The organism is Agrobacterium sp. MS2, from assembly GCF_003261015.1.
Lineage (GTDB): Bacteria > Pseudomonadota > Alphaproteobacteria > Rhizobiales > Rhizobiaceae > Agrobacterium > Agrobacterium pusense.
The window spans coordinates 244,869-260,120 of sequence record NZ_QLNF01000014.1; the positions used below are offsets into that span (position 1 = coordinate 244,869).

Genomic DNA, 15,252 nt, shown 5'->3' on the forward strand with positions numbered 1-15,252 from the left:
ATGTCACGGAAACCGCGTGCAAAAGAGGTGTTGCTTTCGTGGTGTTTTTGGGCACACAAATGCCGCGCTGTGGATCAGTGTTGTTGGTGTACCACAAAAATAGGCGCAAATCAATAATTTGCTTCAACCGTGGCCGCAACATCACATTGCGGCTCAAGAACCGCTTAAAAATTAGCCGCAAAAATACTGTCGTATGCTTCTAAACTGAGCCTCGCGAGAAAAGAAGCAAAAAAATTTCACTTACCGCCTGAAGAAACACGATAGCCTCTTAAACTCTTCGTAATTCCACGCCAATATCCGATTCGACTGAAAAGGCAAAATCCGCAAATTGGCGATGCTTTTTTATATTAAAGTGTGATTTTTGGAGGAATCCACGTCAAATGGGCTACAGAAACAATCCAAAACGCGAAAAACAGATCGAAAAAGCGCGCCAGCAGGCAATTGCCGAAAATGTCGAATTTCTTGATCCTGGTATTCTTTATGGAAGGGCAAGTGTCGACGATATAGAATATTATTCCGCCGAGATGCTGGCGGCGAGTGCCGCCCACAGTTTCCAGGCGCTTTCGCGATGGACCGGGGACACCCCTCATATCAGCATTTCCCAAGTCGAGGGTGTTTCCCCGCGGGACGTGCCGGTAACGGTTCTGACCATTATCGGCCGCAACATGCCCTTCCTCTACGATTCTGTTATGGGCGAAGTCACCAGCAGTTATCGTGGTCTTTATCTTGCCGTGCACCCGATCCTCGTCCGAGACGATGATGCGAAGGGTGGTTACCGCCTTGCCGAGCCCGATGATGATCCGGCCGGCAATATAAGTCTTATCCAGCTGCACATCGCACCGCTTTCGCAGCAGGGAGCCTCGGCTCTGGAGGAGCGGCTTCGCTTCGTGCTGAAGCAGGTGGAATCGGCCTATCGCGACTGGCGGCCCATGCTGGCGAAGCTAGACGAGGCGTTGGATGAACTGTCGAAACGCGGCTCGTCGCGGCGCAAGGCCGAACGGACGGAGGCGGTCGAATTCCTCAACTGGCTTCGCAACGACAATTTCACCTTCCTGGGCATGCGTGACTACACCTATTCCGGCAAGGGGAAGAACGCGAAGATCGAGCGCGGTGACGGCGTCGGCCTCGGCAGCCTCAGCGACCCGGATGTCCGCGTGCTGCGCCTCGGCAAGAATGCCGTGACGACGACACCGGAAATCCTTGCCTTCCTCGATGGCCCGGATTTCCTCATCGTTACCAAGGCTAATGTGAAGTCCATCGTGCATCGTCGCGCCTATATGGACTATATCGGTATCAAGCGCTTCGACGAGGACGGCAATGTCGTTGGTGAGCTGCGCATCGTCGGCCTTTTCACGGCAACTGCTTATACACGTTCAGTCAAGCAAATCCCCTTGCTGCGCGCCAAGGTCGCGGAAGTCGAGCGGCATTTCGGCTTCGATCCAAACAGCCATTCGGGCCGCATCCTGCAGAACACGCTGGAAGCCTATCCGCGTGACGATCTTTTCCAGATCGAAACCGACCTTCTGATCCGCTTCATCGAGCAGATCATGGAGCTCAGCGACCGTCCGCGTGTGCGCGTGCTCGCACGTATAGACCGTTTCGACCGCTTCGTTTCGGCGATCATCTTCGTTCCGCGCGAGGAGTATAATTCCTATGTGCGCGAGAAGATCGGCGATTATCTGAGCAGGGTCTATGACGGGCATATCTCGGCCTATTATCCCGCCTTCCCCGAAGGCGCCGTTGCCCGCGTCCATTTCATTGTCGGCCGCACGGAAGGCAAGACGCCCCGCATCGCCCAGGACAAGCTCGAAGATGCCGTCAGCGATATTGCGGCACGCTGGATAGATCACTTCGTCTCCCTGTCCGAACCGGGCGCACCGGTGCTGGAAGTGGATCAGGCCTATCAGGAAGCTTTCACGCCCGAAGAGGCGATCGGCGACATGCCTGATATTCTGGCCGCTGTGAAGGGCGATCCGGTCCGCATTGAATTCTATCAGCAGGAAGGCCAGCCGGCGGGAACGCTATCCCTGAAGATTTTCCACCGCGAAGGCCATCTTCCGCTTTCACGACGTGTTCCGCTGCTCGAAAATCTTGGTTTTAATGTCATCAGCGAGCGCACTTTCGATATCGGCGTCGTGGCGGATGGCGAAAAGCACGACATCGTGCTGCACGACATGGAACTATCGGTCGCGGCCAGCACGACACTCGACCTGCCGCATTACGGACAGAAACTCGAAGAAGCTTTCCTTGCTGCTTTTTCAGGAAAGGTGGACAATGACAACTTCAACCGCCTGATCCTTGCCTGCGGTCTCACAGTGCGCGAAGTCTCCGTGCTGCGCGCCTACGCGCGGTACCTGCGCCAGACCGGAATCGTCTATTCGCAGGAACATATCTCCGAAACGCTCTATAAATATCCTGACATCTCCGGGAATATTTTCGCGCTGTTCAAGGCCGGCTTCGATCCATCCATCGAAGAGAAGAAGCGGCTGAAGAAACTCGCGGAAATTCATAAGGCAATCGAAGCAGCCCTGAGCGGCGTTCCCAATCTCGATGAGGACCGCACCCTCCGGCGTTACGTCAACGCCATCGATGCAACCCTGCGCACCAATTACTTCCAGAAAAATGCCGACGGCACGCCGCGTGACATTCTGGCATTCAAATTCGATCCCAAACATCTGGACGGCCTGCCCGATCCGCGCCCCTTCCGCGAAATCTTCGTTTACGGAACGGAGGTCGAAGGCGTGCATCTGCGCTTCGGTAAGGTTGCACGCGGTGGTCTGCGCTGGTCGGATCGCGGCCAGGATTACCGCACGGAGGTGCTCGGTCTTGTCAAGGCGCAGCAGGTGAAGAACGCGGTCATCGTGCCCGTCGGCGCCAAGGGCGGTTTCTTCCCGAAGAACCTGCCCGCCGGCGGCTCCCGCGACGAGGTCTTTAATGCCGGCCGCGAGGCCTATAAGACCTATATCCGCACACTGCTGTCCATCACCGATAATATTGTCGACGACGCCATCGTGCCGCCGGCTGACACATTGCGGCTCGATGGTGACGACCCCTATTTCGTCGTCGCCGCCGACAAGGGAACGGCCACCTTCTCCGATACGGCAAACGGCCTTGCCCATGAAGCCGGCTTCTGGCTGGACGATGCCTTTGCATCGGGCGGTTCGGCCGGTTACGACCACAAGAAGATGGGCATCACCGCGCGTGGCGCATGGGAGACGGTGAAGCGCCATTTCCGGGAGATGAACACCGACATCCAGACCACACCCTTCACGGTGGCGGGTGTGGGCGATATGTCCGGCGACGTCTTTGGTAACGGCATGCTGCTGTCGGAGAAGATCAGGCTTATCGCCGCCTTCGACCACCGCGATATCTTCATTGATCCGGATCCCGATACCGACAAATCCTTCGCCGAGCGCAGGCGGCTGTTCGAATTGCCGCGTTCCAGCTGGCAGGATTATGACCGTTCGGCTCTCTCTGCCGGTGCGATGATCATTTCGCGCTCTGAAAAATCGGTGACGCTGACTCCGGAAGCCGTGGCGGCCATCGGCATCGACAAGTCAGTCGCCACACCGTTCGAAATCATGACCGCCATCCTCAAGGCCCCGGCCGATCTCCTCTGGTTCGGCGGCATCGGCACCTACATCAAGGCGGCGGTGGAAACCAATGCCGAGGTGGGCGACAGGGCAAACGACCCCATCCGCGTCAACGCCACGGAGGTGCGCGCCAAGGTCATCGGCGAAGGCGCCAATCTCGGTATCACCCAGAAGGGGCGCATCGCCTATGCGCTTTCGGGCGGGCGCTGCAATTCCGACGCCATCGACAACTCGGCAGGCGTGAACTCCTCCGACGTCGAGGTCAATATCAAGATCGCACTCGCCTCCGCCGTCAATAGCGGTCGCCTGACGATGCCGAAGCGTAACCAGCTTCTCGCCTCCATGACGCCTGAGGTGGCGCAGCTGGTATTGCGCAACAACTATCTGCAATCGCTGGCGATCTCGCTGACCGAGCGGCTGGGCCTTTCAAACCGGGAAGAACTCGGCCGCCTGATGAGCGCACTGGAGGCAACCGGGCAGTTGAACCGCAAGGTCGAAACCCTGCCCAACAATGCCGAGTTCAGCGAGAGATACGCCACCGGCAAACCGCTGACCCGGCCGGAGATCGGGGTGCTCTTGTCCTATGCCAAGCTCACTTTGTTTGATGCACTGGTGGCAAGCACGCTTCCCGACGAACCCTATCTCCAGCATCTGCTGGTCGATTATTTTCCGGCCAAGATGCAGAAGAACTATGCCGACGATATCAAATCGCATCGCCTGCATCGCGAAATCGTCGCGACCGCACTTGCCAATGCCGTGGTCAATCGCGGCGGCCCCGGCTTCGTGCAGAAACTTGCCGATGCAAGTGGTCTGCTTGCGGCCGATGTCGTCAAGGCAGCAGTAATCGTTGAAGATGGCTTCGGTCTCAAACGACTGTGGAGCGAGGTCGATGCGCTTGACGGCCAGATCGGGGGCGAAGTTCAGAATGGGCTTTATGCCACGATCACTCGTATCTTCACGGATGCGAGCAGGCTCTATCTGCAAACCGGGAGCGCGGGTGCGACCCCGGGCGACATGGCGACGGAAATCGAGCGCCTGAAAACCGCGATCAAGACGCTGTCACCGGCAGCGGCGAAATATCGCCGCGAACTCGGCATCACGGAAATCGACGGGGTTCCTTCCGCTCTTCTGGAGGAACTCGATACGCTCTCGCTGCTCGTCTATGTGCCTGAAATCATGCGCATCGCCGAGAGTGCGGGCACAACGCTCGCGCGCGCCGCTGAAAGCTACGCCACCGTCTCCTCGACCTTCCGTGTCGCGCGCCTGCTGGATGCCAGCCAGCGCATCACACCGGCGGATCACTACGAGAGCCTGGCTCTCCTGCGCAGCCAGGACCAGATTTCCTCATCGAGACGCCGGATCGTTATCTCCGCCCTGACAGAATATGCCAGGGAGAAGGATCCGGTTCAGGCCTGGTATGCGGCGGATCGCGTGCGGGTCAATCGTATCGTCTCCGAACTCGGCGCGCTCAGCGAGAGCGGCGATACAAACCTCGCGCGGCTCACCGTGGCGGCGGGCCTGCTTGGCGATATCGTTCAGGCACGCTGATTGGCCGCCTTAAAAACGCCATCCGGGTCACCACCCGGATGGCGCCAGACAAGACGATGCACCGGCATCGCGCCGTATTTCCCAATTTCCGATAGGACGATGAATGACTAGCCCTGCCCCAAATGCGCAAGCAGTCGTTACCAAACGCGGCATCTGGGGCTGGGTGATGTTCGACTGGGCGGCGCAACCCTTCTTCACGGTTGTCACGACCTTCGTTTTCGGGCCCTATTTCGTCGCCCGCCTCACCGACGATCCCATTGCGGCCCAGGCGACGTGGAGCAATGTGGCGACGGTATCGTCGATCATCATCGCCCTCTTCTCCCCTATCCTCGGCTCCATTGCCGACCAGTCCGGCGCACGCAAGCCGTGGATCGCCTTCTTTGCCGTCATCAAGATCGTCAGCCTGTGTCTCCTTTGGTACGCGGCACCGGGATCGCCGGTCATTCTGCCCGTTATCTGCATGATCCTCGCCTCCATCGCGGCGGAATTCTCGATCGTCTTCAACGATTCCATGATGCCGCGGCTCACCAACCCGCAAAATGTCGGGCGCATTTCCAATCTCGCCTGGGGGCTCGGTTATCTCGGCGGTATGGTGGTGCTGATCGCCGTGGTGACGCTGCTGGCGGCCAATCCACAAACCGGTGTAACCATCGCCGGCATCAAGCCTCTGTTCGGCCTCGATCCCGCAACCGGTGAGGATGCGAGAATAACCGGTCCGCTCGCTGCGCTCTGGTATCTCATCTTCATCCTGCCGATGTTTCTGCTGACCCCCGATGCTGAAAAAGGTCTGCCCTTTGCAGCGGCAATCCGCTCGGGATTGGGGGAATTGAAGATTACGTTGCGCGAATTGCGCCACCGCCCCATGCTGTCGCGGTTTCTGATCGCACGCATGCTTTATCAGGATGGCGTCAACGGCGTTCTCATTCTCGGCGGCGCCTTCGCCGCCGGCATGTTCGGCTGGGCGACGATGGAAATCGGCCTCTTTGGAATTCTGCTCAACGTCGTCGCCATCGCGGGGTGCTTTGCCGCCGGGCGAGTTGACCAGAGACTTGGATCGCGCGTCACCATCCTCATCAGCCTCGTGCTTCTGCTCGCAGCCACGCTCGGCATCGTCTCCACCGAAAAGGGCTCCACCCTGTTCGGCCTGATACACTTGTCGACGGCGGACGATGGCAGTATTTTCGCGACAGGCGCCGAAAAAGCCTATCTGTTGTATGGAGTACTGATCGGCCTTGCATTCGGCCCGGTTCAGGCGTCATCCCGCTCTTATCTCGCCCGCAATATCACCGTGGCGGAGGCAGGCCGCTACTTCGGAATTTACGCGCTCTCCGGACGCGCGACCAGCTTCATGGCGACGCTGTCGTTTTCCATGACAACCTATATGAGCGGCTCTGCTCACATTGGCATGGCCTCGCTCATCCTGTTTCTGGGGTCCGGGTTTCTGCTTTTGTTGCGCGTGCCGGAAAGAACGGCAAGCTGAAAGCGCGAGGCAGCAGCCGATGCGGTCTGGTCAATCCGGCATCGGCGCGCAGAGGATAGCGTCAGAGCTGGTCGAGCTTTTGCTGCAATGCGCGCAGCTGCGCCTTCAGCTCATCGATTTCGGATGCATTCGGCTTGCGGGTCTCTTTCGGCGCCTGTGGCATTGCAAAAGGCGTGAAACCCTGCATTGCCTGCCGGAACAGTTCCGTATTTCGGCGGACCTGCTCTTCCATCATCTGCAATGGCGCCTGAAAATTGCGGGCGAGCGAGCCGTCACCGAAAGCCTTGGCCATATGCTCCTGCATCTGGCTCTGCTGGTCGGAAAAGGTCTTCATGGAATGTTCGAGAAATGTCGGCACGACCATCTGCATCTGGTCGCCATAATAGGAGATCAATTGACGCAGAAACGCCGTCGGCAACAGCGTATTGCCGGTTTTAGCCTCCTGTTCGACGATGATCTGCGTCAGCACGGCGTGCGTGATGTCTTCGGATGACTTCGCGTCCTGAACCTTGAAGTCTTCACCACGCTTGACCATCTGCGCCAGATCATCAAGCGTTACATAGGTGCTGGTGCCGGTATTGTAGAGCCGCCGATTGGCGTATTTTTTAATGATCGTTTCGCCGTCGTGTTTCGCCATGCCCGCCTCCTCGCGATGATGGTATTTTTTTGTTTTTTGGTGTTATTGCTCTTCCCGGCGCAAAGTGTATGCGCAAAATGCGCTGTCTGACAAATGTTTTGTGCATCGCAACAGTTTGTTTTTTGCGCAGCAATTTTTAGCAAGATTCCAACGTGATTTAGCAATATCTTTTAAAGCAACTTTCGTCATTTGACTTGGATTGAAAGCTTTGCCAGTCTCCGCCCGCAAGTGAGGAGAAAACAAATGACCCTGCCTTCAATCGTGATTGCCAGCGCTGCGCGCACCGCCGTCGGTTCTTTCAATGGCCACTTTGCCAATACGCCGGCCCACGAACTCGGCGCGACCGTTATCAGTGCCGTGCTTGAACGTGCCAGCGTTGCGGCGAACGAAATTGATGAAGTCATTCTCGGTCAGGTCCTCACCGCGGGCGAAGGGCAGAACCCGGCGCGGCAAGCCGCAATGAAGGCAGGCATTCCGCAGGAAGCGACCGCTTTCGGCCTCAACCAGCTCTGCGGCTCGGGACTGCGCGCCGTGGCCCTCGGCATGCAGCAAATCTTGACGGGTGATGCGGACATCGTCATTGCCGGCGGTCAGGAATCCATGTCCATGGCGCCTCACTGCGCCCATTTGCGTGGCGGCGTGAAAATGGGCGACTTCAAGATGATCGACACCATGCTGAAGGACGGCCTGACCGACGCCTTTTACGGCTATCACATGGGCATCACCGCTGAAAACATAGCCCGCCAGTGGCAACTCTCCCGGGATGAGCAGGACCAGTTTGCGGTCTCATCGCAAAACAAGGCTGAAGCCGCACAGGCTGCCGGACGTTTCGTGGACGAAATCGTCGCTTTCACCGTGAAGGGCCGCAAGGCCGATATCGTCATCGACGCCGATGAACATATCCGCGCCGGCGCATCGCTGGAAACGATGGCCAAGTTGCGCCCTGCCTTCGACAAGGACGGCACCGTGACGGCGGGGAACGCCTCAGGTCTGAACGACGGCGCAGCCGCCACGCTTTTGATGTCGGAACGGGAAGCAGAAAAGCGCGGCATCAAGCCACTGGCCCGTATTGCCTCCTGGGCGACGGCGGGCGTCGATCCGCAGATCATGGGCACCGGCCCCATTCCCGCCTCCCGCAAGGCGTTGGCCAAGGCCGGCTGGTCGGTAGGCGATATCGGCCTCGTCGAAGCCAACGAAGCGTTTGCAGCCCAGTCCTGTGCCGTCGTGCGCGAGCTTGGCCTTGATTCTGATATCGTCAACGTCAACGGCGGAGCGATTGCCATCGGCCATCCGATCGGCGCTTCGGGTGCCCGCGTCCTGAACACCCTGATTTACGAGATGCGCCGCCGTAACGTGTCCAAGGGTCTTGCGACACTCTGCATCGGCGGCGGCATGGGTGTAGCCATGTGCATCGAGGCGCTCTGACGCGCGGGCCGCCCTCACTTGCCAAAAAGCAATTCCGGTTCAGCGGACAATAAGATAGAAGCGGCCTCCCATTGGCCGCATTTCTGTGGCGGTTGAGCACGATGAACAAGCACCTGCACAACTGCAGGCGCTTCAATGACAGGTCATGGAGGCCTAGATGAGCCGGGTTGCTTTGATTTCCGGCGGGACGAGCGGTATAGGTGCCGCCATAGCCCGCGCCCTGCAGGCAGCCGGCTATCGGGTGGCCGTCAACTATGCATTCACGACGGACCGGGCCGAGACATTCCAGACGGAGACAGGCATTCCTGCGTTCCAGTGGGACGTGCGCGACTACGACGCGTGCGTCAACGGTATCGCGAAGGTGGAGGAAACCCTCGGGCCGGTCGAAATCCTCGTCAACAATGCCGGCATCACCCGTGACGCCATGTTTCACAAGATGACACCGCAGCAGTGGCGTGACGTCATCGACACGAACCTCACCGGCGTCTTCAATATGACCCACCCCGTCTGGCCGGGCATGCGGGAGCGCGGTTTCGGCCGCATCGTCAATATTTCCTCCATCAATGGACAGAAGGGTCAGGCGGGCCAGGTCAATTACTCCGCGTCGAAAGCCGGCGATATCGGCTTCACCAAGGCGCTCGCGCAGGAGGGCGCAAGCCGCAATATCACCGTCAACGCCATCTGCCCCGGCTATATCGGCACGGAAATGGTGAGAGCGATCCCGGAGAAGGTTCTGGCCGAGCGGATCGTGCCACAAATCCCCATCGGACGGCTTGGGGAACCGGAGGAGATCGCGCGTTGCGTCCTGTTTCTCGTCTCGGACGAGGCTGGCTTTATCACCGGTTCCACAATGACGGCGAATGGCGGTCAATATTTCGCCTGACATTTACACGCCTGCTGCTCCGGCCGGTTCAGATCAGTAAACTTCTCGTGATATCGTGACAGCACATTTTGGCGCGCACGAAAACTTGAGCAGGACAGGACGTAAAAAAGAGACAGCTAAACCAATGAAAATACGACATTTTTCGTATAGTTTAGAACGAGTCTAGAAAATCGTTATGAATTTGAAAAGAGGTTTTTCTTGACATTCGCTGTCCTGTTTTGGTTTAAGAACGAAAACAACGTGTTGCGTCATACAGGCAGTCCATCATGCTGGTTTGCAGCTGCAATTACATCACCGATCATGAGATCAAGGACGTTATCAACGAGCTCCTCGATGAGGACTGTTGGCAGCTTATCGTTCCCGCAAAAGTGTATCATGCCATGGAAAAGCGAGGTCGCTGCTGTGGCTGTTTTCCGACCGTTGTCGACCTGATTATCAAAACCACGGAAGAATATCACGCCCGTCGGCACTCGACTGAGGCCGATGTTTTTGATTTTATGTCCCGCCTGAAGCGATTCCACGAAGAGAACAGGAGAGCGGACATTGAAAGGCGACAAAAGAGTCATCGAGCGGCTTAACGAAGCCCTTTTTCTCGAACTCGGTGCAGTAAACCAGTATTGGCTTCATTACCGGCTTCTGAATGACTGGGGTTACACCAAGCTTGCCAAGAAGGAGCGTGCGGAATCCATCGAAGAGATGCAGCACGCAGACAAGCTTATCGACCGGATCATCTTCCTGGAGGGCCATCCCAACCTCCAGACCGTTGCTCCCCTGCGTATCGGACAGAATGTCAAGGAAGTGCTCGAAGCCGACCTTGCTGGTGAATATGATGCACGGGCGTCTTATAAGAAATCCCGCGATATCTGTCATGAGGCCGGCGACTACGTTTCGATGAAGCTGTTCGAAACGCTGCTGATCGACGAGGAGGGTCATATCGACTTCCTCGAGACCCAGCTCGAACTGCTCGGCAAGATCGGCGAAGAAAAATACGGCCAGCTCAATGCGGATTCCGCCAACGAAGCGGAAGACCACTAAAATACCGAAAAGGCGGCCGGCGGCCGCCTTTTTATTTATCGGAAAGGTGCCGGAATTCGGCAACCACTTTCTCGTAGACGCCGCGCTTGAACGGAACGATGAGTTCAGGCAGGCTCTCCATCGGCTTCCAGTCCCAGGCATCGAATTCGGCTGCGTGCCCCGTCGGTGGCGGATCGATCTGGATTTCGCTTTCGTCGCCTTCGAACCGGAATGCGAACCAGCGCTGTGCCTGGCCGCGATATTTACCCCTCAATCCGATGCCGATCAGTTCCGGCGGAAGATCGTAGTGGATCCAGTCGCTCGCTTCCGCCAGCAGCCGCACCGTTTTCATTCCCGTCTCTTCGTGAAGCTCGCGAATGGCCGCGGCCAGAGGCCGCTCGCCCTCATCAATCCCCCCCTGTGGCATCTGCCACAAATGCGGCGAGCCATCATATTCGGAATTGCCTTCCTTGATGCGCCGGCCGGCCCACACCAGGCCTTCGGCGTTCAGAACCATCATCCCCGCACAGGGACGATAGGGCAAATCTTCTGCTTTGATTGTCATGGGTTTCCCGCATTGTCTGAGCGCCACAAGGGCGCGGAAATGGCCGCAGGCAAGGTTTACTGCCCCGCCGGCTCCGAAACAAGGGCGGAAACGCCGACGATCTCGATACCGCGGCCCGCCGCTTCCCGGGACCACCGCGAGATCGCCGCAATGCTTTCATCAAAAGCAGAAGCCACCCCGATCGCCTGACCATTGCGGCGCGCGACCCGCTCCAATTCGTCCAACTTCCGCAAGATGGAAGCTTCGGTCACTTCGCCGTCGAGCAGAATATCGGCAAAACCCTGGGGGGCAGAGATGGCCTTTGCAATCCCGCCACTCAGGGACTGCGCTGACGAACCATCGTCCAGAAATAGCAGACCACGTTTGCCGATATCACGCATCACCGGCTCCAGCGCCGCCTGCTCGGCGAGAAAGCGCCCGCCGAGATAATTCATGATGCCGGTATAATTGGTGATTTTGGCCATGGATCGATGCAGCCGGTCGAGGTTTACCTTGGCGGGATCGGCGGCAATCAATGTATCCGGGCCGGGATTGGTGCCGGGATAACCAAAGGGCTCCAGCGGTATCTGGAGAAGAATTTCGTGCCCCTCACGGCGTGCTTCCTGCATCCAGCGTTGCAGGCTGTTGCCGCTGGCGGCAAAGCCAAGCGTCACCTCCGGCGGCAGTTCCCGTATCGCCTTTTGCGAGCCTGTCTGGCTGAGGCCGAGACCACCGACCACGATCGCCACCCGCGTGCCCCGCGCTCCCGACCAGGGCCGCGCATATTGCTCCATCGGCCGCAATCCGTCGGCGCCCACCACTGGCAACCTGCCAAAGGCCGTATCCTCAAGCAATTCCTCGTTGGGCCGCGTGGCCATCCGCGGGTCCTGGCCATAGGTCTGGCCGCTCATCAACACAGGCCCGTCATTATCACGGGGCCGAGGAGAATAGACTGAGACAACGTTACCATCGGGCATGGTCGCACGATTGATGTTCGCGCCAGATCGGCCACTTTCCGGTTGCAGACCAGCCGTTTCGGCCTCCTCGGCCGGTACGGATGGTTCAGCTTTGTTTTGCGCAGGCTGCAGTTCAAGATCCGGCCCGGTCGCCGTCCTCTGCAGATTGCCGGGCGAGAGCGCCGTGTAGACGGACAGTCCGCCGATGGAAAGAACCGCAAGCGCCGCCAGAACCATAATGACGGAAAAGCGCCGGTTGATACCGGCGCTTTTTTTCTGACGACCCAGAAGCGGTTTTCGCAGGTCCGAAGGCAATGAACGATCCGTCCAGAGGGTTTGTCAATCGAGATGGAGTGCCGGAAACCGGCACAGCGCTCTTATTGCTTGTTGACCACAGCCTTTTCCGGGTTGGGCGGGAAAGACGGATCCGTCTTGACGCCACGCAACAGGTCAAGCGCATAGTTAAGCTGGATGTCGTCCTTGGCCTCCGGCGGAACATAGGCCGAAGAACCCGAACCTTCGTCCGTTTCGCTCTGACCCTTGATGTGCCCGGAGAGACTGGATTCGCCCTCTGCCGTGACGCGACCCTGCAATTCCGGCGGCAAAGGCTGCTCTACCTTGATATCGGGCTCGATACCTGTTCCCTGGATCGATTTGCCAGACGGCGTGTAATAGAGCGCGGTGGTCAGACGCAGCGCACCGGCCTCGCCGAGCGGAATGATCGTCTGAACCGAACCCTTGCCGAAGGAGCGCGTGCCGACAACGGTCGCGCGACGCAAATCCTGCAGAGCGCCGGCAACGATCTCAGACGCCGAAGCCGAACCGCCGTTGACGAGCACGATCACCGGCTTGCCGTCGGTCAGATCGCCGGCCGTTGCGTTGAAGCGGCGGGTCTCGTCGGGGTTACGGCCACGGGTCGAAACGACCTCACCACGCTCAAGGAAGGCGTCGGAGACATTGATCGCCTGATCGAGCAGACCGCCCGGGTTGAGGCGCAGGTCGAGCACGTAACCCTTCAGCTTGTCGGCAGGAACATCCGCCTTGATCTTCTTGATCGCCTTTTCGAGATCGTCGTAGGTCTTCTCGGTAAAGGAGATGACGCGCAGATAACCGACATTATCGCCCTCGACACGCGACTTGACCGCGCGAACGGCAATCACGTCGCGCACAACGGTAATTTCAAGCGGCTTGTCGGCGCCCTGGCGGATGACGGTCAGCTTGATGGGCGTCTTGACTGCGCCGCGCATCTTTTCGACCGCCTGCTCCAGCTTCAGTCCGCGAACCGGCGTACCATCGATTTCGGAGATGAAGTCGCCGGCAAGAATGCCCGCGCGGGAGGCTGGCGTATCATCCATCGGAGAGATGACCTTGACCAGTTCGTTTTCCATCGTCACTTCAATGCCGAGGCCGCCGAACTCACCCTTGGTCTGGGTGCGCATGTCGTTGGCGTCCTTCGCATTCATGAAGCTTGAATGCGGGTCGAGCGAGCTGAGCATGCCATTAATGGCATTTTCCACCAGCTTCTCGTCATCCGGCGGCGTCACATATTGCGCACGCACGCGTTCGAACACGTCGCCAAAGATCGACAGCTCCTTATAGGTCGAAGGCCCGGCCGCCTGTGCCGGCATGCTCGCCGAATAAATCACGCTCATCGCCGTGGCGCCCATAAGCCCACCGATAAGGAGAAGCGAAACCTTACGAATCATTGTGCGCCCTTCCGGTATTTTTTGCGGTCCACCACGGTTGGGAATCAACCGGTACACCATCTTTCCTGAACTCAATGTAGAGCGTTGGCCTGTCGGTTTCCAGCGCCAATGCTGCTGCACTCGCTACTCTTTTTGCCCCCATGGAGGCGATCGGCTCTCCGGAGAACACGAACATGCCCTGCCGGGTTCTTACATTATCCATGCCCGTCATGACCACGTGATACCCATCGCCGGTATTGAGGATGACCATGCGACCGTAGCTGCGAAAATCGCCGGCAAATACCACGAATCCGTCCGCAGGCGCCGTCACGATGGCCTCCGGGCCGCTCGCGACGACAACTCCCTTGGAAAAATGGCCCGTACCATCCGCATCGCCGAAGCGCCGCAGCACTTCGCCCGCCACCGGAAACTCCAGCTTTCCCTTCAAACTCGCGAAGGGATATGCGGGCGCAATACGGTTTTTATCGGGCATTCCAGCCTCGGCCGCGGCGCGCTGCTTTTCGCGTTCCGCCTCCGAAAGACGGGCCAGACGCTGCTCTTCCGCACGCGCCTTTTCCATCGCCTCCCGTACCGAGGTAATTTCGCCTTCAAGCGAACTGACCAGCCCTTCGAGGCTCGTCGCCTTGCTCGCAAGTTCTTCGGACCGCTTGCGCTCCGCCTCCAGCTCCGCCGCCGTCTGGGAGTTCTTGCGGTCGTTTTCGGCAATCAGCAGGTCGAGGCGTTTTTCCTCTTCAAGACTTGCCGTCATCATACCCGTAAGATCGTCCTTTTCGCGAGCGATTGCCTGTCTGAGATCGGTCAATTCTTTGAGAGCGGCGACCAGCTTGTCCGTTTCACCGCGAATGCCGGGCACAACGGCGCCAAGAAGAATGGCGCTGCGAACGGAAGCAAGCGCATCCTCCGGCGAAACGAGCAGGGCGGGCGGCGGATTTCTGCCCATGCGCTGCAACGCGGCCAGAACCTCAGCCAGTACACCGCGCCTCTCCCGTAGAGACGCCTTGACGCCGTCCTCGCGCACCGAAAGCTTGGCCAGGCGATCCTCACCATCGCTGATCTTGGTTTCCAGCGCCTTGCGTCTCGCAGCCGACGCAATCAGCTCTTCCCGGATACGGGCGCTGTCCTGATTGAGGGATGCAATGCTCTCCTCGAGCTTCCTTGTTTTGTCCTCGGAAAGTCCGATACTGTCGACCAACTCCTCCAGATCCTGACGGTTCTGGTCACGACGCTTCTCCAGCGACTGCAACTCATCTGGAGATAAATCGCCATTCTCGGTGGGAATGGCGCCCGCATCATCGCGCGAATAGGTCGGACCGATCCCCACAACGAAAGCAGCGAGAACCGCGCCCGCAAGGGCCGCGTGCCGTTTTCCTGGAGACTTCTTGTCCATCTGAACTTTCTTTGATGCCGAAGCAGGGAGCGCCGATATTAGGGATTTTACCGCGATCTTCCAAGAGGCCTGTAAGGGG

11 protein-coding genes are annotated in these 15,252 nt (G+C 58.5%); 6 read left to right on the forward strand and 5 right to left on the reverse strand.

Annotated features, from left to right (window positions below):
• Positions 1 to 380 precede the first annotated feature (380 nt).
• Both DOU54_RS09215 and DOU54_RS09220 read left to right on the forward strand, forming a co-directional pair.
• Complete coding sequence (locus DOU54_RS09215; RefSeq protein ID WP_113382003.1) at positions 381 to 5,141, forward strand: NAD-glutamate dehydrogenase; 4,761 nt, start codon at positions 381 to 383, stop codon at positions 5,139 to 5,141.
• Between the two features lie 103 nt (positions 5,142 to 5,244).
• Positions 5,245 to 6,621, forward strand: coding sequence for an MFS transporter (locus DOU54_RS09220; protein ID WP_113382002.1), 1,377 nt, complete (start codon positions 5,245 to 5,247; stop codon positions 6,619 to 6,621).
• Between the two features lie 61 nt (positions 6,622 to 6,682).
• On the opposite strand, the gene phaR is transcribed toward DOU54_RS09220, so the two are convergent.
• Complete coding sequence (gene phaR / locus DOU54_RS09225; RefSeq protein WP_113382001.1) at positions 6,683 to 7,258, reverse strand: polyhydroxyalkanoate synthesis repressor PhaR; 576 nt, start codon at positions 7,256 to 7,258, stop codon at positions 6,683 to 6,685.
• Positions 7,259 to 7,501: 243 nt separating this feature from the next.
• Here phaR and DOU54_RS09230 point away from each other — a divergent pair, with 243 nt between their 5' ends.
• From DOU54_RS09230 to bfr, 4 genes are all read left to right on the forward strand, one after another.
• Complete coding sequence (locus tag DOU54_RS09230; RefSeq protein WP_113382000.1) at positions 7,502 to 8,683, forward strand: acetyl-CoA C-acetyltransferase; 1,182 nt, start codon at positions 7,502 to 7,504, stop codon at positions 8,681 to 8,683.
• 157 nt (positions 8,684 to 8,840) lie between these two features.
• Positions 8,841 to 9,566 (forward strand): acetoacetyl-CoA reductase, encoded by a 726-nt coding sequence (phbB, locus tag DOU54_RS09235; protein ID WP_022557005.1) that lies wholly within the window; start codon positions 8,841 to 8,843, stop codon positions 9,564 to 9,566.
• 266 nt (positions 9,567 to 9,832) lie between these two features.
• Entirely contained in the window at positions 9,833 to 10,144 is a 312-nt protein-coding gene (locus DOU54_RS09240; protein WP_004444092.1) for a (2Fe-2S)-binding protein, read from the forward strand.
• Positions 10,110 to 10,601: a bacterioferritin gene (bfr, locus tag DOU54_RS09245; protein ID WP_004444094.1), complete on the forward strand. Its 492-nt coding sequence runs from the start codon at positions 10,110 to 10,112 to the stop codon at positions 10,599 to 10,601. Before DOU54_RS09240 ends, bfr begins: the two co-directional genes overlap by 35 nt.
• Positions 10,602 to 10,632: 31 nt before the next feature.
• On the opposite strand, the gene DOU54_RS09250 is transcribed toward bfr, so the two are convergent.
• The 4 genes from DOU54_RS09250 to DOU54_RS09265 all read right to left on the reverse strand — a co-directional run bounded on the left by DOU54_RS09250 (position 10,633) and on the right by DOU54_RS09265 (position 15,173).
• Positions 10,633 to 11,145 (reverse strand): RNA pyrophosphohydrolase, encoded by a 513-nt coding sequence (locus tag DOU54_RS09250; RefSeq protein ID WP_022557006.1) that lies wholly within the window; start codon positions 11,143 to 11,145, stop codon positions 10,633 to 10,635.
• A 56-nt stretch (positions 11,146 to 11,201) separates the two neighbouring features.
• Entirely contained in the window at positions 11,202 to 12,395 is a 1,194-nt protein-coding gene (locus tag DOU54_RS09255) for a divergent polysaccharide deacetylase family protein (protein WP_113381999.1), read from the reverse strand.
• A gap of 62 nt (positions 12,396 to 12,457) precedes the next feature.
• Positions 12,458 to 13,786, reverse strand: coding sequence for a S41 family peptidase (locus DOU54_RS09260; protein WP_004444102.1), 1,329 nt, complete (start codon positions 13,784 to 13,786; stop codon positions 12,458 to 12,460).
• Entirely contained in the window at positions 13,776 to 15,173 is a 1,398-nt protein-coding gene (locus tag DOU54_RS09265; protein ID WP_113382083.1) for a murein hydrolase activator EnvC family protein, read from the reverse strand. Before DOU54_RS09265 ends, DOU54_RS09260 begins: the two co-directional genes overlap by 11 nt.
• Positions 15,174 to 15,252: the final 79 nt, after the last annotated feature.